This window comes from Streptomyces sp. MGP-P1 (assembly GCF_057766565.1).
The window spans coordinates 905514-926664 of record NZ_JBYMEM010000005.1; the positions used below are offsets into that span (position 1 = coordinate 905514).

At 71.2% G+C, this 21151-nt stretch carries 19 protein-coding genes; 15 read left to right on the plus strand and 4 right to left on the minus strand.

What is annotated here, in order from left to right; genetic code table 11:
* Positions 1 to 24 precede the first annotated feature (24 nt).
* The 3 genes from AC3CH1_RS13570 (at position 25) to AC3CH1_RS13580 (ending at position 2737) form a co-directional block, all read left to right on the plus strand.
* On the plus strand, positions 25 to 861 hold the full coding sequence (locus tag AC3CH1_RS13570) for a glycerophosphodiester phosphodiesterase (protein ID WP_488463496.1): 837 nt from the start codon (positions 25 to 27) through the stop codon (positions 859 to 861).
* Between the two features lie 84 nt (positions 862 to 945).
* The gene (locus AC3CH1_RS13575) at positions 946 to 1620 is read left to right on the plus strand and encodes an ATP-binding protein (RefSeq protein WP_488463128.1); all 675 of its coding nucleotides are present in this window, start codon (positions 946 to 948) and stop codon (positions 1618 to 1620) included.
* A 151-nt stretch (positions 1621 to 1771) separates the two neighbouring features.
* Positions 1772 to 2737 (plus strand): DUF5926 family protein, encoded by a 966-nt coding sequence (locus tag AC3CH1_RS13580; protein ID WP_488463129.1) that lies wholly within the window; start codon positions 1772 to 1774, stop codon positions 2735 to 2737.
* A gap of 993 nt (positions 2738 to 3730) precedes the next feature.
* Here AC3CH1_RS13580 and AC3CH1_RS13585 read toward each other — a convergent pair.
* Positions 3731 to 4474 carry a bifunctional DNA primase/polymerase gene (locus AC3CH1_RS13585; RefSeq protein WP_488463130.1) on the minus strand — a complete coding sequence of 248 codons (744 nt, stop codon included), beginning with the start codon at positions 4472 to 4474 and terminating at the stop codon, positions 3731 to 3733.
* A 639-nt stretch (positions 4475 to 5113) separates the two neighbouring features.
* Here AC3CH1_RS13585 and AC3CH1_RS13590 point away from each other — a divergent pair.
* Entirely contained in the window at positions 5114 to 6601 is a 1488-nt protein-coding gene (locus AC3CH1_RS13590; RefSeq protein ID WP_488463497.1) for a PP2C family protein-serine/threonine phosphatase, read from the plus strand.
* 241 nt (positions 6602 to 6842) lie between these two features.
* Positions 6843 to 8318 (plus strand): aminopeptidase P family protein, encoded by a 1476-nt coding sequence (locus AC3CH1_RS13595; protein WP_488463131.1) that lies wholly within the window; start codon positions 6843 to 6845, stop codon positions 8316 to 8318.
* A gap of 36 nt (positions 8319 to 8354) precedes the next feature.
* Here the strand turns inward: AC3CH1_RS13595 and AC3CH1_RS13600 are convergent, their stop codons facing one another.
* Complete coding sequence (locus tag AC3CH1_RS13600) at positions 8355 to 8891, minus strand: ATP-binding protein (protein WP_488463132.1); 537 nt, start codon at positions 8889 to 8891, stop codon at positions 8355 to 8357.
* A 293-nt stretch (positions 8892 to 9184) separates the two neighbouring features.
* Here AC3CH1_RS13600 and AC3CH1_RS13605 point away from each other — a divergent pair, with 293 nt between their 5' ends.
* The 10 genes from AC3CH1_RS13605 (at position 9185) to AC3CH1_RS13650 (ending at position 19313) form a co-directional block, all read left to right on the plus strand.
* Entirely contained in the window at positions 9185 to 10051 is an 867-nt protein-coding gene (locus tag AC3CH1_RS13605; protein ID WP_488463133.1) for a hypothetical protein, read from the plus strand.
* A gap of 150 nt (positions 10052 to 10201) precedes the next feature.
* Positions 10202 to 10948 (plus strand): YcnI family copper-binding membrane protein, encoded by a 747-nt coding sequence (locus AC3CH1_RS13610; RefSeq protein ID WP_488463134.1) that lies wholly within the window; start codon positions 10202 to 10204, stop codon positions 10946 to 10948.
* A gap of 45 nt (positions 10949 to 10993) precedes the next feature.
* Positions 10994 to 11653 carry an SCO family protein gene (locus AC3CH1_RS13615; protein WP_488463135.1) on the plus strand — a complete coding sequence of 220 codons (660 nt, stop codon included), beginning with the start codon at positions 10994 to 10996 and terminating at the stop codon, positions 11651 to 11653.
* On the plus strand, positions 11650 to 12096 hold the full coding sequence (locus tag AC3CH1_RS13620) for a copper chaperone PCu(A)C (RefSeq protein WP_488463136.1): 447 nt from the start codon (positions 11650 to 11652) through the stop codon (positions 12094 to 12096). The genes AC3CH1_RS13615 and AC3CH1_RS13620 overlap by 4 nt, the downstream gene beginning before the upstream one ends.
* A gap of 12 nt (positions 12097 to 12108) precedes the next feature.
* Positions 12109 to 14097, plus strand: a complete 1989-nt coding sequence (locus AC3CH1_RS13625) for a copper resistance CopC/CopD family protein (RefSeq protein WP_488463137.1) — start codon at positions 12109 to 12111, stop codon at positions 14095 to 14097.
* A gap of 5 nt (positions 14098 to 14102) precedes the next feature.
* Entirely contained in the window at positions 14103 to 15449 is a 1347-nt protein-coding gene (efeB, locus tag AC3CH1_RS13630) for an iron uptake transporter deferrochelatase/peroxidase subunit (RefSeq protein WP_488463138.1), read from the plus strand.
* A gap of 179 nt (positions 15450 to 15628) precedes the next feature.
* On the plus strand, positions 15629 to 16564 hold the full coding sequence (pheA, locus tag AC3CH1_RS13635; protein WP_488463139.1) for a prephenate dehydratase: 936 nt from the start codon (positions 15629 to 15631) through the stop codon (positions 16562 to 16564).
* A 398-nt stretch (positions 16565 to 16962) separates the two neighbouring features.
* On the plus strand, positions 16963 to 17214 hold the full coding sequence (locus AC3CH1_RS13640) for a hypothetical protein (protein WP_488463140.1): 252 nt from the start codon (positions 16963 to 16965) through the stop codon (positions 17212 to 17214).
* A gap of 9 nt (positions 17215 to 17223) precedes the next feature.
* Positions 17224 to 18501: a serine--tRNA ligase gene (gene serS / locus AC3CH1_RS13645; protein WP_488463141.1), complete on the plus strand. Its 1278-nt coding sequence runs from the start codon at positions 17224 to 17226 to the stop codon at positions 18499 to 18501.
* The gene (locus tag AC3CH1_RS13650; RefSeq protein WP_488463142.1) at positions 18498 to 19313 is read left to right on the plus strand and encodes an HAD family hydrolase; all 816 of its coding nucleotides are present in this window, start codon (positions 18498 to 18500) and stop codon (positions 19311 to 19313) included. Before serS ends, AC3CH1_RS13650 begins: the two co-directional genes overlap by 4 nt.
* A gap of 80 nt (positions 19314 to 19393) precedes the next feature.
* On the opposite strand, the gene AC3CH1_RS13655 is transcribed toward AC3CH1_RS13650, so the two are convergent.
* Positions 19394 to 20092 carry a hypothetical protein gene (locus tag AC3CH1_RS13655; RefSeq protein WP_488463143.1) on the minus strand — a complete coding sequence of 233 codons (699 nt, stop codon included), beginning with the start codon at positions 20090 to 20092 and terminating at the stop codon, positions 19394 to 19396.
* A 323-nt stretch (positions 20093 to 20415) separates the two neighbouring features.
* Positions 20416 to 21135 (minus strand): ABC transporter permease subunit, encoded by a 720-nt coding sequence (locus tag AC3CH1_RS13660; RefSeq protein ID WP_488463144.1) that lies wholly within the window; start codon positions 21133 to 21135, stop codon positions 20416 to 20418.
* Positions 21136 to 21151: the final 16 nt, after the last annotated feature.

Below are 21151 nucleotides of genomic sequence, written 5' to 3' on the forward strand. Positions count from 1 at the left end.
AGCCTTCCCCGCGGCGGTGACACCATGGCGCGGGTGACCCACGCACGGCAGCGCAGCGCGCACACCCCCATCCAGGTCATCGCCCACCGCGGAGCCTCCGACGACGCCCCCGAGCACACCCTCGCCGCCTACCGCAAGGCGATCGAGGACGGTGCCGACGCCTTGGAATGCGATGTCCGGCTCACCGCCGACGGCCACCTCGTCTGCGTCCACGACCGGCGGGTGAACCGTACTTCCAACGGGCGCGGCGCCGTGTCGGTGCTGGAGCTCGCCGACCTCGCCGCCCTCGACTTCGGCTCCTGGAAGGACCGCGAGGAGTCGCCCGACTGGGACCCGGTGCCGGGCGAGCTCACCTCCGTACTCACCCTGGAACGGCTCCTGGAGCTCTTCGCCGAGGTCCGGGCCGCCGGGCGGCCGCTGCAGCTGGCCATCGAGACGAAACATCCCACCCGCTGGGCCGGGCAGGTCGAGGAGCGGCTGCTGCATCTCCTGAAGCGCTTCGGGCTCGCCGACCCGCCCGCGGACGGCCTCTCGCCCATCCGCGTCATGAGCTTCTCCGCCCGCTCCCTCCACCGTGTCCAGGCCGCAGCCCCCACGCTGCCGACGGTCTACCTGATGCAGTTCATCTCGCCCCGGATGCGCGACGGGCGGCTGCCCGCCGGGGCCCGGATCGCGGGGCCGGGCATGCGGATCGTGCGCAGCCACCCCGCATACATCGAACGGCTGCACCGTGCGGGGCACCGGGTGCACGTGTGGACCGTGAACGAACCGGCGGACGTCGACATGTGTGCCGAACTCGGCGTCGAGGCGATCATCACCAACCGCCCCAAGCAGGTTCTGTCCCAACTGGGGCGCATTTAGTACGGATGAGGACCCGCCAGGGCCCCGACCTCGGCACTTACGGGGTGTGCACCGGCGCACTCGCTGCGCGTTCGATCGTTACGAGTGCGTCACCGCGAGTGCATTGGCCGGTTTCCGGTGCAGCTCAGTGGGGCATCCAACCCGTGGCGTGGGGCAAAGGAGGTCTCGGGGGTGGCGTTGGTGGTGGCACAAGAAGTGCCCGCGTCGTCGAGCATGGCCATTCCTCATGGTCCTGCCGGCGTGGGGCAGGCACGACACCGGATGCGTGAACAGTTGCGCGGCAACGGGGTGTCGGACGCCGTCGTCGACGACGCTGTTCTGATCCTTTCCGAACTCCTCAGCAACGCCTGCCGGCACGGCAGGCCCCTGGGGTGGCACACCGACGTCGGCGACGGAGACATCCGCGCCGCCTGGCGGGTGGACACCGCCGGCGCGCTCACCGTGGAGGTCACGGACGGCGGCGGCCCGACCCGCCCGGTTCCGGCCACCCCTTCGGTGACGGCGCGCGGCGGTCGGGGTCTCAACATCATCAGCGCCCTGGCCCAGGAATGGGGCGTGCGGGACGGGTCATCCGGCGAGGTCACCGTCTGGGCCCTGGTCTCCTCGAAGAAACCGCCCGGAATCGGCGGCAACGGCTCCGCCCCGAACGGCTCCGGCGCCAACGGCTCGAGAGCCCATGGCATCGACGCCGACGGCATCGGCGGGCTCACCGGGTTCGAGGGGCTGGACCTCTCCGAGGCCTTCGACGACGTGGGCTGAGCGCACGGGCGAATGCACGGGCAAGCGCACGAAGGACAGGGGCCTGGCGTCCGGACGACGAGGGCCGAGCCCCTACGGCGGACGAGCGGGGCTCCCCGGGCGGCTAGGCTCGCGCCGAGTCCGCACTGTCGCAATCGGGAGAATGCCCACCATGGCCAAGAAGCGCCCTCAGTCCAAGGCCGGGAAGCAGCAGCTCAAGGACGGTGAGATCCCGGTCGTCGGGGCCCGTGAGCCCTGCCCGTGCGGATCGGGCCGCCGTTACAAGGCGTGTCACGGACGCGCCGCCGCCCAGGCCGTGACCGAGCTCGTGCACCGCCCCTTCGAGGGACTCGCGGGCGAGTGCGACTGGGTCGCGCTGCGCGAGCTGGTGCCCGCCGCCACGGTCGAACTGACCCTCAGGGACGGGCTGCCCGAGGGGGTTCCGTCGGTGACGCTCGCGACGGTCCTGCCGATGGCCTGGCCGGCCCTGCGCCGGGACGACGGTTCCGTCCTGCTCGCCCTGCAGAACGACACCTCCTCCGGCGACCTCAGCCGCGACCTCGCGGACACCCTCCAGCGCGCCCTGGAAACCGAGCCCGGCTCCCCGGTCACCGCACGCCGCGTGCCGGCCGACGGCCCGCGCCTCCAGGACCTCCTCGCCCAGGACGCCGTGTTCGAGCCGAACGTGCACTCCGGGTTCGAATTCTGGGTTCCGGACGCGGAGAACGCCACGCCGGAGGTGTCCGCCTCGCTGGAGCGCGCGAACGCCGCCGCGATCCCGACGACGCTGCTGTCCGGCGTCGACGCCGCGTACTGGTGCGAGACCCCGGAGAAGAACCACCTGCGCTGGGTCATGCCGCACCCCGAGGAGAAGCTCCTCGACGCGCTCGCCCGGCTGCACGCCGCCGGCACCTCCTCGCTCGGCGACGACACCCGTCTGGTCGGGTCGTTCCGGGCGCACGGACTCGTGGTCCCCGTCTGGGACCTGCCCAGCTCGATGGGGGCCGAGGCGTGCGAGAAGCCCGCCGTCGAGTTCGCCGAGCGACTGGCGGCGGCGCTCGCGTCCGACGCCCCGCTCACCGCCGAGGAACGCCGCGCCCGGGGCGGTCTCACCAACCGCCAGGTGACACTCAGCTGACAGTGATGACAGGGCGCCCCAGACGGTGACCCGCGTCACAACTCGCCGTACTCATAAGTAAATCGGCGTCCCTACAGGCGAGATCGAATTTGCGAACGGCAGATCTCTTGTTACGGTTCTAGAAGCCCGGTCGCTGGTGCATCCCCCGTCGCCAGCGACCGGGCGTCTTCGTTTCCGGCTGCGGACCGCCCTGTGACACCCCCGGGTGCGGAGGCCGCGGCGCCTCCGAAACCCGCCCGGCGCACTGGACCCGTCACGTCGGAACCCTCACGTCGGAGCCTGTCCGCCCCCACGGACTCCGCCTCCACAGACTCCGCCACGGCCGTCGCGGCCCGGGGCGCGCCCGAGGGCGGGACGCGCGGCGTCTCGCAGCTGCCCGGCTCGTCGTGCGCGGTCGGCTCGCGGCACGGCGCCACGGTGCGCCCGCCCGGCTCCATCAGGGTGAGCGCGGAACGGAGTTCCTCCCCGGTCGCGTTCCGGTAGGAGACGCGCGCCCAGGACTCGCCGCCCCGGGGCAGAACGCAGGTCTGCCCCTCGACGCCCTCCGGTGCCACCCGCCGCCCTGCCGGTCCTGCCGCCCCTGTGATCGTCACCGCCAAAAGAGGCCGAACGATCAAACTCGGGCAGGGGTCCCGCTTCCTCGCTCATTCTCGATGGCGATTTCAGCAACAGCGGCGAAGGGGCGAATGATTTCTCTCCGGATAGCCCATCAGGCGTCCCGGCTCGTGTGCTTTCTGGCAAGGCGCCAGGTGATTTCGCATCGGATGAGGCCGGAACACCCGATACGACATCCGGAGCAACGACGGGATCCGCAAAAGCGACCAGCGGAACCAGCCAGGCATGAACACGAGCCCGTTTGTCGGTGATCCGGCCCGGCTCGCTCACACCCGTTCGAGTGAGCCAGGCACGTGAGCCGGGCACCGTGAACGAGACCCGTGAGCAAGACCGGTGAGCGAGACGCCTCCTGGGTGCCGCGGTCTCCGCCCGCCCCGGTCAGTGGGCGAGCCGACTACCGCCGCCCGGGGCGCCGGTGCTCGCCTCGACCAGGGCGTCCAGGACCGCTTCCACATCCGGGAGCCAGGGCGCGGCGACCGTGGGAGCCCCGCCCTTCGTCGGTCCGTGGGACACCGGGGCGGCGGCGGAGGTCGCCCCCGGCGCGGGGGGCCGCTCCCAACGGACCTGACCCGTGCCGGTCCGGGACGGCGGCAGGACGAGATAGCCGCCCTCACCGTGGAACCGGAGCGAACTGGGCACCCAGTCCTTCGCGTACAGCAGCTCGCCGAGCCGTTCCAGGCCGTACGGGGCCACGAGCAGCGACCACCGGGTGGGCGTCGCCACGACGGGGCCGAGCCGCATGCCGAGGACGTCGAGGGCGCTGAGTGCTCTGGCGCCCGCCACGGCGGGCAGGCTCACCGCGCAGGGCGCGCGGCCGCCGGTCGCCAGCATCACGGGGGCCGTGGGGCGGTGGGTCCACCACCAGCGCACCATGCGCTCGTCCGTGGTGGCCGCCAGCAGGCCGGGATCGAAGGGGTGTGCGCCCGGTACGGCGCAGTCGGGTTCGGGGCAGGCGCAGCCGAGGCCGCCGCTCTCGCCGCGCGGGCCGGCCTGCGCCGTCCCCACTCCGGGGAGCACGGGCCACTGCCATACGGTGGCGCACGTCAGGGCCGCGTCGAGCCGGGCGGCCCCCTCCTTGCGCCGGAGCCGGAGCCTGCGTCGCCTTCCGAGGATCTCGCGCATGAGCGCTCGTTCCTTTCCGTTGAACGCCGAGTCCACATGACACACGCGTGGGTGACACCACGTGCGTATCTCTTCGCTGTGCGTACGTGCTCATCAGTTCTGCGGTACGGGCGTGCCGCCGATACCGAGCGTGAGCCGAGCCGAGCCGAGTGGAACCGATCCGAATAGAACCGATCTGGGGTGGAGCAGAGCCGAACCGAGCAGAGTCGAGCGGAGTCGAACCGAACGGGGCCGAACCGACCGAAGGGGTCGGACTGACCGAGCGGAGTCGTGCTGCCCTGGCAGAGTCGTGCGGGTCGAACCGAGCGGGTCGAGCCGGACCGGCGATCGCTGGGCGAGGGCGGCATGCGCCTCGCCTGCCGTCCCTGGTGCGAACCCCGCCGTCCGGGGCGGGTGCGTCACCTTCACGGGTAAGGACGCCTGAACCCGCTGCCGGGTTCCTGGGCGATCACAACCGCACCCGCGCATCACCGTTTACGTACCCAGCATGCCCGGAATGACGCTCCTCCGGCGACTTGACCCCGGAGGTGCCCCTGTTGAGCAGCCCCAGTCGATCGCAAATAGTGTCCATAGGGTGCATTTTTTGGCCAAGTTAACCGACACTGGAAGAGCAGGAATCACCCGGTGCTCGACCGGACAATGCTGGACATCGGGTTACTTGTGCGTGTACATGTGGATGCATTGATAGTGGCGCAGAATCACATGGGGGTTTGCGATGCTATTCGACGAATCACACCGGTCGGAAAGCTGGCTGCCATGAGCGCCCCACACCTGCCGAAAGTGGCTGGAATCGATCCAGAGGTTTCGGTTTCAACGCACACTCCCGCTCCCCTGACGGAGGTCCCGGGACCTCCGGGAGCCTTCATCCAGGACCGGCTCGCGGGCTGGGTGTCGGACCTCACGACCCTGCACGAACTCACCGAGCGGCTGGCAGGGACCAGCACACTCGACGCCGCCCTGAACGAGCTGCTGCACGCCGGAGCCGCCCTCGTCGGCGCCCGCCGCGGACTTCTCGTTCTGGAACCGGCGAACGGCGAAGGCCCCTCCACCACCCTCGGTCTCGGGCTCAGCCACGCCGAGCTCGGCCACATCGAGACCGTGCCGCGCGCGGCCACCGCGCTCGGCCGGGTCCTCGACGGGCGGCCGGACACCGCCGACGGGGTCACCAGCCCCGATCTGCTCGGCGAGGAGGACCTGGGCCCCCGGCACCGCGAGGTCGCCACCCTGCTCGGCTACGCCGCCAGCTATGCCCTGCCGCTCGCCTCCGAGGCGGCCGGTCGGCTCGGCGCGGCCGTCTGGCTCTACGACGAACCGGCCGAACCCGCACAGAAGCAACGACACCTCGCCGGCCTCTACGCGCGCTACGCCACCGAGCACCTGGCCCGCCTCATCGAGCTGGAGCGCGCCCGCGCGGACGTCGCCGCCGTCGCCGAGGAGCTGCTCCCCAGCCGGCTGCCCCGGATCCCCGGCGTCCAGCTCGCCGCCCGACACCGCACCGGCCCCCGGGGCGGCGGCGACTGGTACGACGCGCTGCCGCTGCCCGACCGCGCGCTCGGGCTCGCCGTCGGCTCCGTCGGCGGGTCCGGACCGAGCGCCATGGCCGCCATGGGCCGGCTGCGCGCCAGTCTGCGGGCGTACGCCGTGATGGAGGGCGAGGACCCCGTCGCCGTCCTCTCCGACCTGGAACTGCTGCTGCGGCTCACCGAGCCCGCGCGGACCGCGACCGCCCTCTTCGCCTACTGCGAGCCCGCCGCCCGCAAGGTGGTGCTGGCCGGCGCCGGGCACACCCCGCCCCTGGTCCTCGGCGAGCGGCGCTGCGAGTTCGTCGAGACCACGCTCTCCGCCCCCCTGGGGATGCTCGCCTGCTGGGAGGCGCCGAGCGTGGAGTTCAGCCCGGCACCTGGTGAAACGGTGCTGCTCTACACGGACGGGCTGCTGCGCCGCACCGGGGACGCCATGGACCGCGCCTTCGCCCGGCTGCACTCCGCCGCCGCCTCCGTACCGAGATCGGACCGGCACGATCCGGCGGCCGTCGCCGACCACGTCCTGCGGACGATGCTCCCCGGCGGCCTCGACCGGAGCGACTCCGCCGAGGACGTCGTGATCCTCGCCGCCCACTTCGACTGACCGCCCTTCGACTGACCGCCCGTCGGCTGACCGCCCCCACGTCGGCCGTTCGGCCCACACCGTGTGGCCGCCCACACCGCCCGGCCGACGGCGTCGCTGGGCCGCCCACGTCGGCCGCCGACGGGCCCCTTCGACCGATCCGGCGGCGGTCTCCGGTAACAGGTCCTTCGGCCCTGGGCCCCCTTCCGCACGCCCGTACGATGGGTGATGGTCCAGTGTCGTACTCAAGGAGAAACACATCGTGTCTGAGGAGCTCATCCCGGAGAACCCGGAGCAGGAGACCGAGGAGAACGAAGCAGAAGCGGTCAAGCAGCGGAAGAACGGCCTGTACCCGGGCGTCTCCGACGAGCTCGCCGAGAACATGAAGTCCGGCTGGGCCGACACGGAGCTGCACCATCTCCAGCCGATCGCCCAGGCCGAGCACACCGCCGCCCGACGGGCCGCGCTCTCCGCCCGCTTCCCCGGCGAGCGCCTGGTCATCCCCGCGGGCAACCTGAAGACCCGCTCCAACGACACCGAGTACGCCTTCCGCGCCTCCACCGAATACGCGTACCTCACCGGTGACCGGACTCAGGACGGCGTGCTCGTCCTGGAGCCGACGGGCAGCGGCCACGAGGCGACCCTCTACCTGCTGCCGCGCTCCAACCGGGAGAACGGCGAGTTCTGGCTCGACGGCCAGGGCGAGCTGTGGGTCGGCCGCCGGAACTCCCTCTCCGAGGCCGAGCAGCTGCTGAACATCCCCGCGAAGGACGTCCGCGAGCTGACCGCCGTACTGTCCGGGGCCACCGGCCCGGTCCGCAACGTGCGCGGCCACGACGCGTCCGTCGAGGCCGCCCTCACCGACAAGGTCACCGCGGAGCGCGACGAGGAGCTGCGCGTCTACCTCTCCGAGGCCCGCCTGGTGAAGGACGCCTTCGAGATCGCCGAACTGCAGAAGGCGTGCGACGCCACCGCGCGCGGCTTCGAGGACGTCGTGAAGAGCCTGGACAAGGCCGAGGCGACCAGCGAGCGCTTCATCGAGGGCACCTTCTTCCTGCGCGCCCGCATCGAGGGCAACGACATCGGCTACGCCTCGATCTGCGCCGCCGGTCCGCACGCCACCACCCTGCACTGGGTCCGCAACGACGGTGACGTCCGCGCCGGCGAGCTGCTGCTCCTGGACGCCGGCGTGGAGACCAACGACCTCTACACCGCCGACGTGACGCGCACCCTGCCGATCAACGGCACGTTCTCGCCGCTCCAGCGCAAGATCTACGATGCGGTGTACGAGGCCCAGGAGGCGGGCATCGCCGCCGTGAAGCCCGGTGCCACCTTCCGCGACTTCCACGACGCCTCGCAGCGCGTCCTCGCCGAGAAGCTCGTCGCGTGGGGTCTGCTCGGCGACCTGGACGTCGACAAGGTCCTGGAGCTCGGCCTCCAGCGCCGCTGGACCCTGCACGGCACGGGCCACATGCTCGGCATGGACGTCCACGACTGCGCCGTCGCGCGCACCGAGGCGTACGTCGACGGCGTCCTGGAGCCGGGTGTCTGCCTGACCGTGGAGCCGGGTCTGTACTTCCAGGCCGACGACCTGACCGTGCCCGAGGAGTACCGGGGCATCGGCGTCCGGATCGAGGACGACATCCTCGTCACCGAGGACGGCAACCGGAACCTCTCCGACACGCTGCCCCGCCAGGCGGACGAGGTCGAGGCCTGGATGGCTCGGCTGAAGGGCTGACCCACCGCCGTACCTCTCGCGAGGGCGTGCCGCTCACTACACCGTGAGCAGCGCGCCCTCGCGCCATTTCAGGACCTTGTCGAAGCGCACCACCGCGCCGTGGCCCGGCCGGTTGCCGAACTGGACGTGGTCCGAGAGCTGCTGGATGAGGTCGAGGCCCCGGCCGCTCTCGGCTTCGGCGTCCCGCGAGGGGAGTGGCTGCTGCGGGTGCTCTGTGTACTGCGGATGCTGTTCTGCGTGCGCGGCTGGGCGAAGCGCGCGGCGGGCGGGAAAGCCCGGCCCCGAGTCGCTGACCTCGATACGGCATTTCTCGCCGTCCAGATAGGCCGTGACCCGGTACTGCCCGGAGTCCGCGGCAGGGTGTCCGTACCCGGAATCCCCCAGCTCCCCGAGAGCCGTCCGGTCGCCACCGTGTTCGACGGCATTCGCACAGGCCTCGCTGAGCGCGACCGACAGGTCGAAGGAGATGTCCGGATCCACCCCTGCGGTTTCCATGGTGCCGAGCAGAAAACGACGGGCGAGCGGGACGCTCGCAGCTTCGCGCCGCAAATGGAGAGACCACCAGATGCTCATCTTTCAGCCTCCTGGCTGCGGCTCGACGTATCGATACGTATTGCCGCCCTCGGCACTTCGTAAGCACGGATCGGGTGGGAAAGCCCTCATTCGGCGGATGTGGATATTCGGCCGCCCGGTGTATGGACCCGCCCGGCACCAGGTCACCGGGCGTCCGTCCGGTGACCTGGGGGGCGCGCCCCCGGTCCGTACATCCCCCGCGAACTGGCTCAACAAGCACGGTTGGGGACGGAGTCTGATCTTCCGGACCTGCCGTACGGGACAGGGGGGCGCAGTGCGATGATGTCCCGGCCATGTCCACGCCTCTCGCACACGCAGGAGCCGGTCTGCGGCTCATGAGGGCCGCGGTGTTCACCGCGGCCTGCGTCGTGCTGTCCGCGGCCGGACACGCGCTCGCCGCCGGAGCGCCCGTCCCCGCGTGGACCCTGCTCGCCGGATTCCTCGGCATCCTCGCCGTCGCCACGGTCCTCGCCGGACGGGAACGTTCCCTGCCGTCGATCGTGGGCGCGCTGGCCGGCGGACAGATCCTCCTGCACGTGCTCTTCGCGTACGGCAGCCACGCCGGTGCCCCCGCCGCCGCGGCGCCCACGGGCGGCGACAACCCGGTCATCCGGTTCGCCGCCGGTCTCGTCTGCGGCGCCGGCCCGGAGCAGCTGACCGCGACCGACGCCCACCGCATCGTCTCGTCCGCCGGCATCGACCCCGCGACGCTCACGGGGGCCCCCGGCCATCTCGCGGACGGCGGTGCCGCCGGAGCGGTCGGGACGGCCGCGTCGGCGACCCCGGACGGCGTTTCCGGCATCGCGCAGGTCTGCGCCGCGGTCTCCGCGCTGCTGCCGAGCCTGTCGATGTTCCTGGCCCACGTCCTCGTCGCGCTCGCCACCGGCTGGCTGCTGCGACGCGGCGAGATCGCCCTCTTCCAACTGGCCCGGCTCTCCGCACACAGCGCCCAGGCACTGGCGGCCGGGGCCCGGCTGCGGTCCCTGCGGGCCGCGCTCGCCCTCGTCCGCGCCCTGCGGGCCGGGGCGCGCGAGCAGCTCATGGCCGGGCCGCGCGTTCCGCGTCACTCCGACGACGTGCCGGTACCGGCCGTCGGGGATCCTCTGCAACACCTGGTGATCAGGCGCGGGCCTCCGGCCCCGTACGCCCTCGCAGCCTGACACGACGCCTCCACCGACCCCGTGCGACCTCGTCCGTGCACGTCCCTGTGCACGCACGCCCGCGGAACGGGACCACGAGGTGTCGTGATGCCGCCGCGCACCCCGCGCGCCGGACCACCGTGTTCCGTTTCCCCAGTGGAGATTCCTGCCATGAAGCTTTCCCGTATCGCCCTCGCCGGCGGCGTCGCCGCGTCCACCGTCCTGCTGATCGCCGGCCCGGCCGCCGCCCATGTCAGCGTCCAGCCGGTCGGCGAGGCCGCCAAGGGCGGATACGCCACGCTCAACTTCAAGGTCCCCAACGAGCGCGACCAGGCCTCGACGGTGAAGCTCGAAGTCAACTTCCCGGCCGACCACCCGCTGTCGTCCGTCACCCCGCAGGCCGTCCCGGGCTGGAAGATCGACATCTCCAAGAGCAAGCTCGACAAGCCTCTTGAGGTGCACGGCAAGAAGATCACCGAGGCCGTCTCCAAGGTGACCTGGACCGCGGACGAGGGCGAGATCGCCCCCGGCTACTTCCAGCAGTTCCCGGTCTCCGTCGGCGCGCTTCCCGAGGACGCCGACCAGCTCGTCTTCAAGGCGATCCAGACGTACGACAACAAGGAAGTCGTCCGCTGGATCGAGGAGCCCACGGCGGGCGGCGAGGAGCCCGACAGCCCCGCCCCCGTCCTGAAGCTGACCGCCGCCGCCGAGGACGGCCACGGCGGCGCGGCCGACGGCGCCGAGAAGGCCGCCGACCACAAGGCCGCCGACACCGACGCGTCGGCCAAGGAGAGCAGCACCGCCGCGTCCTCCTCCTCCAGCGACACCACCGCCCGCACGCTGGGCATCATCGGCATCGTCGTCGGCATCGGCGGCATCGCGTTCGGCGTGCTCGCCGGACGTCGCCGCTCGGCCTGACCGGCCGGTTCCCTCACCCGCACCACGTTCAGGACACCTCATCCCATGCGCAACAGAAAAGCAGTGACGGCCGTGGCGTTCGCCGCCGCGGCCGCACTGGCCCTCTCCGCCTGCGGCACCTCCGACGACAAGGCGGAGTCCTCTGCCATCGCCGACGTCAGCGCCGCGCCGAAGAACAAGGCCGCGACCGTACTCGACCAGCCGTTCACCAAGCCGAACCTCGTCCTCACCGACACCCGGGGCAAGGAGTACGACCTCCGCGAGGCGACCAAGGGCAAGCCGACGCTCATCTACTTCGGCTACACCAACTGCCCCGACGTCTGCCCGCTGACCATGAGCAACATCTCGCTCGCCAAGCGGGAGCTGCCCAAGGCCGACCAGGAGAAGCTCCAGGTCGTCTTCGTCACCACCGACCCCGAGCGCGACACCCCCGCCTCGCTCGGCAAGTGGCTCTCCGCCCAGGACCCCTCCTTCACCGGCCTCACCGGCGACTTCCCGACCATCCAGGCCGGGGCGCGGCAGATGGGCATCGGCATCGACGCGCCGAAGAAGGAGAAGGACGGGACCATCGTCTCGATGCACGGCGCCCAGGTCATCGCCTTCTCCCCGAAGACGGACCAGGGGTATGTGCTCTACGGCGAGGACACCACCGCCGAGGAGTACACGAAGGACCTCCCCAAGCTGCTCAAGGGGGAGGCTCCGTGAACCGCCGGGCGGCCATCGCCGGCGCCCTGGCCCTCACCACGGGTCTGACGTTGGCCGGCTGCTCGTCGGACGGCGCGCCCGACCTGGAGGTCGTCGGCGCGTATCTGCCGCAGCCCGTCAGCGACATGGCCGCCGGGTTCCTCGTCGTCCAGAACAACGGCGATGCCGGGGACCGGCTCACCTCGGTGACCAGTCCGCTCTCCGACGACGTCACGATCCACGAGACGAAGAACCAGAAGATGCGCGAGGTCTCCTCGTTCGAGGTGCCCGCGGGCGGCGAGCTCGACCTCGAACGTGGCGGCAACCACATCATGTTCATGAAGCTCAAGCAGAAGCCCCAGCAGGGCGAGAAGGTCTCCGTCGAGCTGCACTTCGAGAAGGCCGGCCTCATCACGGTCGACCTGCCGGTGAAGGAAACCACCCACAACCCGAAGAAGCAGTGAGGGACTGAATCGATGTCTGCCACCGCCCCGTACGCCGGACCGTCCCCGATACGGCGGCCCGTCGCCGCCGCCGCGCTCCTCGCCGCACTGCTCAGCCTGGTGTTCGGGCTGCTGCTGGCCGGCGCGGGCCCGGCGTCCGCGCACGCCGCCCTCACCGGGAGCGACCCGCAGGACGGGGCGGTGGTGGACACCGCGCCCAAGGAGGTCACCCTCAGCTTCTCCGAGGCCATCGCGGTGGGCGACGACTCCATCCGCGTCCTCGACCCCAGCGGCAAGCGCGCCGACACCGAGGCCGAACCGCGCGACCTCTCCGAGGGCTCGACCGTCCGCTACGGCGTCGCGCTCCACTCCGGTCTGCCGGACGGCACCTACACGGTGGCCTGGCAGGCCATCTCCGCCGACAGCCACCCCATCTCCGGCGCGTTCACGTTCTCCATCGGCGCCCCGTCCGAGACCACCGTGGCCCTGTCCTCCCAGGACGTGGGCGGCGGCCCGGTCGGCGTCGTCTACGACATCGCGCGCTACGCCGCCTACGGCGGATTCGTGCTGCTCGTCGGCGGCAGCGCGTTCGTCCTGGTCTGCTGGCGGCGGGGCGCGTCCGCCCCGCCGATGCAGCGGCTCGTGGTCCGCGGCTGGCTCACGCTGACCGTGGCGACCCTGGTCATGCTGCTGCTGCGCAACCCGTACACGGGCAGCGGGAAGTTCGCCGACGCCTTCGACCTCGCCGGGCTCCAGTCCGTCCTGGACACCAAGCCCGGCGCCGCCCTCGTCTCCCGGCTGCTGCTGCTCGGGGCCGCCGCCCTGTTCATCGCCGTGCTCTTCGGCACGTACGCCCGACGCGAGGACGAGCAGGAGAAGAAGGACCTCACCTTCGGCCTCGCCGTCGGGGGCGGAGTCGTCGCGGCGGGCATCGCCGCCACCTGGGCGATGTCCGAGCACGCCTCGACCGGCATCCAGGCGTCCATCGCCATGCCGGTGGATGTCCTGCACCTGCTGGCCGTCGCCGCGTGGCTCGGCGGGCTCGCCTCGCTCCTGGTCGCGCTGTACCGGACGCCGGACATCGGGAGCGCCGTGGTCCGGCGCTTCTCCGCTGTCGCGTTCGGCAGCGTCGTTGTCCTGGCGGCGACCGGGATCTACCAGTCCTGGCGCCAGGTCGGCTCCTGGTCGGCGCTGACCGGGACGCGCTACGGGCAGCTGCTGATCCTCAAGGTGGCGCTGATCGCCGTCCTGCTCGCCGTCGCCTGGTTCTCCCGGCGCTGGACGGGGCGGCTGACGGACACCGCCGTCGCCTCCTCCTCCGGAGCCGAGGAAGAGGACGCCGCGACCGAGCCGGGGAACACCGAGCCGGCCCCGGCCACGTCGTCGGAGGCTTCCGACGCTTCCGACGCTTCCGACGCTTCCGACGCTTCCGACAAGGACATCGCCCCCGAGCGCGTCGCGCAACTGGCCCGTCAGCAGGCCGTTCTGACCGCGACGAAGAAGAAGCGGATACGGGACTCCGACCCGGAGCGCTCCGGACTGCGCCGCTCGGTGCTGGCCGAAGCCGCCGTCGCCGTCGTCCTGCTGGCCGTCACCACCATGCTGACGTCCACCGAACCCGGCCGTACGGAGGAGGAGGCCGCGGCCGGCGCCACCGCGGCCGCCGCCCCCGCCGCCGGCGGCCCGGTCAACCTGAGCATGCCGTTCGACACCGGTGGCGAGAACGGCAAGGGCACCGTCCGCATCGACATCGACCCCGGCCGCACCGGATCCAACGATCTGCATGTGTGGATCGACGGCAGCGACGGCGAGCCGATGGACGTTCCCGAGCTGAAGGTGGCCCTCACCCTGGAGTCGAAGGACATCGGCCCACTGCCCGTCGTCCCGGACCGGCTGGCCGAGGGGCACTGGACGGCGAGCGGCGTCCAGATCCCGATGGCCGGGGACTGGAAGGTCGACGTGACGGTAAGGACCTCCGACATCGACCAGGTCACCATCGACAAGAACGCGAAGATCGGCTGAGCACGGTGAGCAAGACCAAGAAGCAGGCTCCGGACGAGACCGCCCCCACCGGTTCCCCGGGCCGCCCCGCCACCGGTTCCCCGGGCGCCGACGACGCCGGCGGTAGCGGCGTGTCGCGGCGGCGGCTGCTCGGCACGGCGGGTGCGGCGGGTGCCACCGGGCTGCTGCTGGGGGCCGGGGGCGGGGCCGCCGGGTACGCCGCCACCCGCCCCGAGGAGACGGTCGCGCTGACGAGCGTCGGGGCGGCCGAGGCGATGTTTCACGGGAAACATCAACCGGGGATCACCACTCCGCTTCAGGCCCGGGGCCATCTCGTCGCCTTCGACCTGGCGGCGGGCGCCGGGCGCAAGGAGGCGGCGACCCTGCTGCGGCGCTGGTCCGCGGTGGCGAAGGAGCTGATGGCGGGCCGCCCCACGGCGGGCGGGCCGGACGGCCCCGGGCACGACACCGGGATCGCTCTGGACGCGGGGCCCTCGTCCCTGACCGTCACCTTCGGCTTCGGCCGTACGTTCTTCGCGCGCACCGGTCTCACCGTCCGCCTGCCCGCCGCGCTCGACCCGCTGCCCGCGTTCTCCGCCGACGCCCTCGACGCCGAGCGGTCGAACGGCGACCTGTGGGTGCAGATCGGCGCCGACGACGCGCTGGTCGCCTTCCACGCGCTGCGGGCCCTCCAGAAGGAAGCCGCGGGCACGGCACGGGTGCGGTGGCAGATGAACGGCTTCAACCGCACCCCCGGCGCGACCGCCCGCCCGATGACCGCCCGCAATCTGATGGGCCAGATCGACGGGACCGGCAACCCGAAGCCGACCGACGAGGACTTCGACCGGCGCGTGTTCGTCCCCGCCTCCCCCGGGAAACCGCAGGAGTGGATGGAGGGCGGTTCGTACGCCGTCGTCCGCCGGATCAGGATGCTCCTGGACGACTGGGAGAAGCTTCCGGTGGAACGCCAGGAGCGGGTCATCGGGCGGCGCAAGGCGGACGGGGCGCCCCTGAGCGGGGGAACCGAGACCACGGAGATGGACCTCGACAAGGCGGGCCCGGACGGCAGGCTCGTGATCCCCGACAACGCCCACGCCCGGATCTCCTCGCCCGAGAAGAACGGCGGGGCCGCCATGCTGCGCCGCCCGTTCTCGTACCACGACGGCATCGCGGAGGACGGCGCCCCGGACGCCGGGCTCCTCTTCGTCTGCTGGCAGGCGGACCCGTTCCGCGGATTCGTGCCGGTGCAGCGCAAGCTCGACCGGGGCGACGCGCTGTCGCCGTTCCTCCGGCACGAGGCGAGCGGGGTGTTCGCGGTCCCGGGCGGGGCGGCGGAGGGCGAGTACGTGGGACAGCGGCTGCTGGAGTCGTAGGAGCACCCGCCCCGGCCTCGCCCCGGCCTCCCGCCGGCTGGGAAGCGCGCGGGCTCCGGGCAGCCGGGAAGCGCGTGGGCTCGGGCCGGGAAGCGCGTGTGGTGTGGGTCTTCCCGCACCCTTCCGACCGCATTCTGAGACTGCGCGGCGGGCCTCGCGGGGCGCATTAGGGTGACCGTATGTCAGCCACGCGCTACGCCTATCTCGGTCCCGAAGGCACCTTCACCGAGGTCGCCCTCCGTACGCTCCCGGAAGCCGCCACCCGGGAACTCGTCCCGATGGTGTCCGTGCCGGCCGCCCTGGACGCCGTGCGCAGCGGCGAGGCGGCGGCGGCACTCGTGCCGATCGAGAACTCCGTCGAGGGCGGCATCACCGCGACGCTGGACGAGCTGGCCGGCGGGGAACCGCTGATGATCTACCGCGAGGTGCTGCTCTCCATCACCTTCGCGCTGCTGGTACGGCCCGGGACCAAGCTGTCGGACGTCAAGACGGTCACCGCCCACCCGGCCGCCCAGCCGCAGGTGCGCAACTGGATGGCGGCCCACCTCCCGGGGGCCCTGTGGGAGTCGGCCGCGTCCAACGCGGACGGGGCCCGGCTGGTCCAGGAGGGGCGGTACGACGCCGCGTTCGCCGGGGAGTTCGCCGCCGCGACCTACGGCCTGGAGCCGCTGGTGACGGAGATCCACGACGCGGAGAACGCCCAGACGCGCTTCGTCCTGGTGGGACGGCCCGCCCGGCCCTCCGCACCGACCGGCGCGGACAAGACCTCCGTGGTGATCTGGCTGGGCGACGACCACCCCGGTGCCCTCCTCGAGCTGCTCCAGGAGTTCGCGGTGCGTGGCGTCAACCTGATGCTGATCCAGTCGCGCCCGACCGGCGAGGGCATCGGCAACTACTGCTTCGCCGTGGACGCCGAGGGTCACATCGCGGACCGGCGGGTCGGGGAGGCCCTGATGGGGCTGAAGCGGATCAGCCCGAAGGTGCGGTTCCTCGGCTCGTACCCGCGGGCGGGCGTCTCCCCGGACGAGGTGGGGCCGCTGCGGGCGGGCACGTCGGACACGGCGTTCACGGAAGCGTCCGACTGGCTGGCGCGCAGCCAGGACGGCCGGATCTGACGGAAGGCAGGAGAAGCTCCGCTGCGAGGGCTCCCGGGGCGACCTCCTTGCGCACTCCGCAGCGGTGCGATCTACGGATAGTCACGCACTCCGGAGAGTTATCCACAGGAGTGCTCCCAACCTGGGGACAAGTCGACACCACAACCCGACATCATCGACAAATCAACCCAGTCACCTTGGAGTCATCCACAGAGGGGCGAGGCGGAGCGAGGCGCCCATGTCGCCCCCATTCCCTTGATCAACTCTTAAGGGCGATGAATTCCCACCCGAACGAGCACGCGGAACAGGTTTGAGTGGGGGGTACGCAGGGATTCATCCGCGTTCCGAAGCAAATGCCCTTCAGCATCCACAGAACTCCCACACAGCCTGTGGATAACTATTTCGACGCGGGGCCTCCTGTGGACAACGACGAGCAGCACGACGGCTGGCGCGACGGACGGCACGCCCTCAACTCCCGCCCCGGTCAAGGCGGGTACCTCCCGCCCTCCCCACACCGGCACGACATCGGCATCGACACCCAAACGGGGGCCGACATCAGCGTCGGAGGCCGCGCCGCCGACGATTCCCCACAGAAATATCAATTCCGGCAATTCGGTCAAAGTGACACGCTCGGCAATATCGGTTCGAGTGCGAGAACCGCGCACCGGTAGCCTGGTGGGGTGATTGACCTTCGCCTGCTCCGTGAGGACCCCGACCGTGTTCGCGCCTCCCAGCGCGCCCGTGGAGAGGACGTCGACCTCGTCGACGCCCTGCTCTCCGCCGACGAGCTGCGCAGGTCGTCCGGCGTCCGCTTCGACGAACTCCGCGCTGAACAGAAGTCCCTCGGCAAGCTGATCCCCAAGGCCACCCCCGAGGAGCGCACCGAGCTCCTCAAGAAGGCCGAACAGCTCAAGGCCGGCGTCAAGGCGGCCGACGCCGCCCAGGACGAGGCCGACGCGGACGCCAAACGGCTTCTGCTCCAGCTCGGCAACATCGTCCACGAGGACGTGCCGGTCGGCGGCGAGGAGGACTTCGTCGTCCTGGAGACCCACGGCACCATCCGGGACTTCGGCGCCGAGGGCTTCGAGCCCAAGGACCACCTGGAGATCGGCGAGGCGCTCGGCGCCATCGACATGGAGCGCGGGGCCAAGGTCTCCGGCTCGCGGTTCTACTACCTCACGGGCATCGGCGCGCTGCTGGAGCTCGCCCTCGTGAACGCGGCGATCGCGCAGGCCACGGAGGCCGGCTTCGTCCCGATGCTCACCCCGGCGCTGGTCCGCCCCCGCGCCATGGAGGGCACCGGCTTCCTCGGCCAGGCCTCGGAGAACGTGTACCACCTGGAGAAGGACGACTACTACCTGGTCGGCACTTCCGAGGTCCCCCTCGCCGCGTACCACATGGACGAGATCATCGACGCCGACAAGCTGCCCCTGCGGTATGCCGGGTTCTCCCCGTGCTTCCGCCGCGAGGCCGGCACGTACGGCAAGGACACCCGCGGCATCTTCCGCGTCCACCAGTTCGACAAGGTCGAGATGTTCTCGTACGTCCACCCCGCGGACGCCGAGGCCGAACACCGCAGGCTCCTGGACTGGGAGAAGCAGTGGCTCACCGCCCTCGAACTGCCCTTCCAGGTGATCGACGTCGCCACCGGTGACCTCGGCTCCTCCGCCTCGCGGAAGTTCGACTGCGAGGCGTGGATCCCGACCCAGGGCAAGTACCGCGAGCTCACCTCCGCGTCGAACTGCGACGGCTTCCAGGCCCGCCGCCTGTCGGTCCGGATGCGCGAGGGCAAGAAGGTCCAGCCGCTGGCCACGCTGAACGGCACGCTCTGCGCCGTACCGCGCACGATCGTGGCGATCCTGGAGAACCACCAGCTTCCCGACGGTTCGGTCCGGGTGCCCGAGATGCTCCGCCCGTACCTGGGCGGGCGCGAGGTCCTGGAACCGGTCGCCAAGTGACCTTCCCCTACAAGCTCGTCGCGACCGACCTCGACGGCACACTGCTGCGCGGGGACGACACGGTCTCCGCACGCACCCGCGAGGCCCTGGCCGCCGCCACGGCGGCCGGCGCCGCGCACATCATCGTCACCGGACGTGCGGTCCCCTGGACCCGGCACATCCTGGACGACCTCGGCTACGAGGGGCTCGCGGTCTGCGGTCAGGGCGCGCAGGTCTACCACGCGGGCGAGCACAAGCTGCTGACCTCGCTGACCCTGGACCGGCAGCTGGCCGGTCTCGCGCTGTCCAAGATCGAGGCGGAGGTCGGCCCGCTGCACCTGGCGGCCAGCCGCGACGGACTGGACGGCGAGGTACTGGTGGGCCCCGGCTACCGGGTACAGGAGGGGCCTCTCCCGTATCTCTTCGTGGACGACGCCACGGAGATGTGGACGGCACCGCTCAACAAGGTCTACATACAGCACCCGGAGCTGGACGACGACGCGCTGGCCTTCGCGGCGAGGGCGGCGGTCGGCAGCCTCGTCGACGTGGTCATGGCCGGCGCCGGCGTGGTCGAAATCCTGCCGCTGGGCCTGAGCAAGGCGACCGGCCTCTCCCTGGCCGCCCGCCGACTCGGTGTGAAGGCGGCCGACACGATCGCCTTCGGCGACATGCCGAACGACATCCCGATGTTCGGCTGGGCCCACCACGGCGTGGCCATGGCCAACGCCCACGACGAACTGAAGGCCGTCGCCCACGAGATCACGGCGTCCAACGACGACGACGGCATCGCGGTGGTGCTGGAGGAACTGCTCCGCTCGGCGCCCGTGCAGTAGAACGCCCACCCGGCAGCGTGACAGCGGCCCGGCACCGTTTCCCACGGTGCCGGGCCGCCGGCGTATCGGCGCTACCCGCGCTACCCGCGCTGCCCGCTACGGCGGCGCAGATCCTTCAGCTGTCGGGCGAAGGAGTCCAGCCGCCCGTCCAGGCGGACGACGTCCTGCTGCACATCCGTCAGCCGCAGACTCATCGCCCCGATCACCTGGTGCGTCACCTCCACCTTGCGGTCCAGACTGTCGAGCCGCTCCGACATCCGCACCAGCACCGGCCCGAGCTCCTGCAGCGCGCTGCCGACGCCGGTGAGGCAGCTCTCGATGCGCGTGACGCGCTGGTCGAGGGAGGCGTACCGCGTGCGCAGCGCCTCCTCGGCGTCGAGGAGGTACGTACGCACGCAGCGGGCGATGTCGCTGTCGCGAAGAAGCATGGCGATGTTGAGGACGGTTCGGCGGGTGTAGAGCCGCAGTTGCGTGGCCGCCTGTGGATAACTTTCCACCCCGCCACCAGCCCATAGCGACATCATGTCGCTATGGAAGGACCGCAGGTCAGCGCCGCGTAGTACGCGCATGCCGTTCTCGGCGAATTCCTCCTGATGCCGGTCGGTCAGCCTCCTGACCGCCCCTGTGGATACTTCGAAGTAACGAGCCACGTCCTCTGTGCGAACGTGAATTCCGTCCGGGAGCATGACCAGGCTCTTCACCTTGTCGAGGACGTCGACGCGCCCCATCTGCTCCCCGCGCAGCGCGCGCGATTCGAGCAGGGCGACTTCCGTGGGCATGGGTGTGCCTTTCGTACGAGGGAATGACGAGGACGGCCCACACCCCGGGCTTCAGGGGTGGAGGACGCTCACGGTTGCCACTCACTCGATGACCGGCCCGGTGGGCTGAGCCTCACCCGGTGCCGGCATTCCCCTGTTTCACGATCGCTACGACGCCACGGATTCCAGTTGCCTCCACGCATCCTGCCCAACGACCCGATAAACCTACGGTCACGCGCACGCCTGGCCGTTCATACGACGACCCCCGCCCATGTCCGAAAGGGCGGGGGTCGTCGGGGCGGGGGTCGTCGGGGCGCGGCAGGCGGCTCAGGCCGGAAGGCTGCTCACTCCTCGCCCGCCAGCTTCAGCGCCCGCAGCTTCTGGCCCGCGTACCAGGTGGCGGCTACCGTGACCGCGACCAGCAGGACCGTGGCGAGCGGCAGGCCGACGTCCGAGGTCACCGGGCCGTCGCCCGCGACCTTCTGGGCGACCGCCAGGGACCACTGCTGGACGCTGAGCGTCCGCGCACCGGCCACCAGGCTGCCGAACAGGGCCTCCCAGACCAGCGCGTAGACCAGGCCGAGGACGACCGCGTGCCGGCTGACCGTGCCGAGGAGCAGGAACAGGGCGCTGTACGCGATCGAGGCGACCAGCGCCGCGATCGTGTAGGCGACGGCGATCTGCTGGCCGTTGCCGTTGAGGATCAGGCCCGCGAGAAGCGTCGGCAGGGCGGAGAACACCATGGTCACCGCGATGGCCACGATCAGCTTGGTGAAGATGATCGTGGGCCGCTTCACGGGCTTGGCGAGCAGATAGACGATCGAGCCGTCGTCGATCTCGGGGCCGATCGCCCCGGTGCCGGCGATCACGCCGATCAGCGGCACCATCGTGGCGATGGCGAAACCGCCGAGGACGTCCGAGGCGATCTGGTCATCGGCTCCGGCGAACATGCGCACAGCCGCGGCGATGAGCAGCAGCAGTGCGGGCAGGACGAACAGGATGGCGGCCCGGCGCCGGCCGAGCAGGGCCCGGTAGGTGAGCCGGGCGACTGTGGGGTCGTACATGACGGTGCACAGCTCC

Coding starts and splice junctions, on each gene's coding strand:
- AC3CH1_RS13570 (WP_488463496.1), top strand. CDS start 25: ATGGCGCGGGTGACCCACGCACGGCAGCGCAGCGCGCACACCCCCATC.
- AC3CH1_RS13580 (WP_488463129.1), top strand. CDS start 1,772: ATGGCCAAGAAGCGCCCTCAGTCCAAGGCCGGGAAGCAGCAGCTCAAG.
- AC3CH1_RS13585 (WP_488463130.1), bottom strand. CDS start 4,474: ATGCGCGAGATCCTCGGAAGGCGACGCAGGCTCCGGCTCCGGCGCAAG.
- AC3CH1_RS13590 (WP_488463497.1), top strand. CDS start 5,114: ATGCTGGACATCGGGTTACTTGTGCGTGTACATGTGGATGCATTGATA.
- AC3CH1_RS13600 (WP_488463132.1), bottom strand. CDS start 8,891: ATGAGCATCTGGTGGTCTCTCCATTTGCGGCGCGAAGCTGCGAGCGTC.
- AC3CH1_RS13605 (WP_488463133.1), top strand. CDS start 9,185: ATGTCCACGCCTCTCGCACACGCAGGAGCCGGTCTGCGGCTCATGAGG.
- AC3CH1_RS13610 (WP_488463134.1), top strand. CDS start 10,202: ATGAAGCTTTCCCGTATCGCCCTCGCCGGCGGCGTCGCCGCGTCCACC.
- AC3CH1_RS13615 (WP_488463135.1), top strand. CDS start 10,994: ATGCGCAACAGAAAAGCAGTGACGGCCGTGGCGTTCGCCGCCGCGGCC.
- AC3CH1_RS13625 (WP_488463137.1), top strand. CDS start 12,109: ATGTCTGCCACCGCCCCGTACGCCGGACCGTCCCCGATACGGCGGCCC.
- pheA (WP_488463139.1), top strand. CDS start 15,629: ATGTCAGCCACGCGCTACGCCTATCTCGGTCCCGAAGGCACCTTCACC.
- AC3CH1_RS13655 (WP_488463143.1), bottom strand. CDS start 20,092: ATGCCCACGGAAGTCGCCCTGCTCGAATCGCGCGCGCTGCGCGGGGAG.
- AC3CH1_RS13660 (WP_488463144.1), bottom strand. CDS start 21,135: ATGTACGACCCCACAGTCGCCCGGCTCACCTACCGGGCCCTGCTCGGC.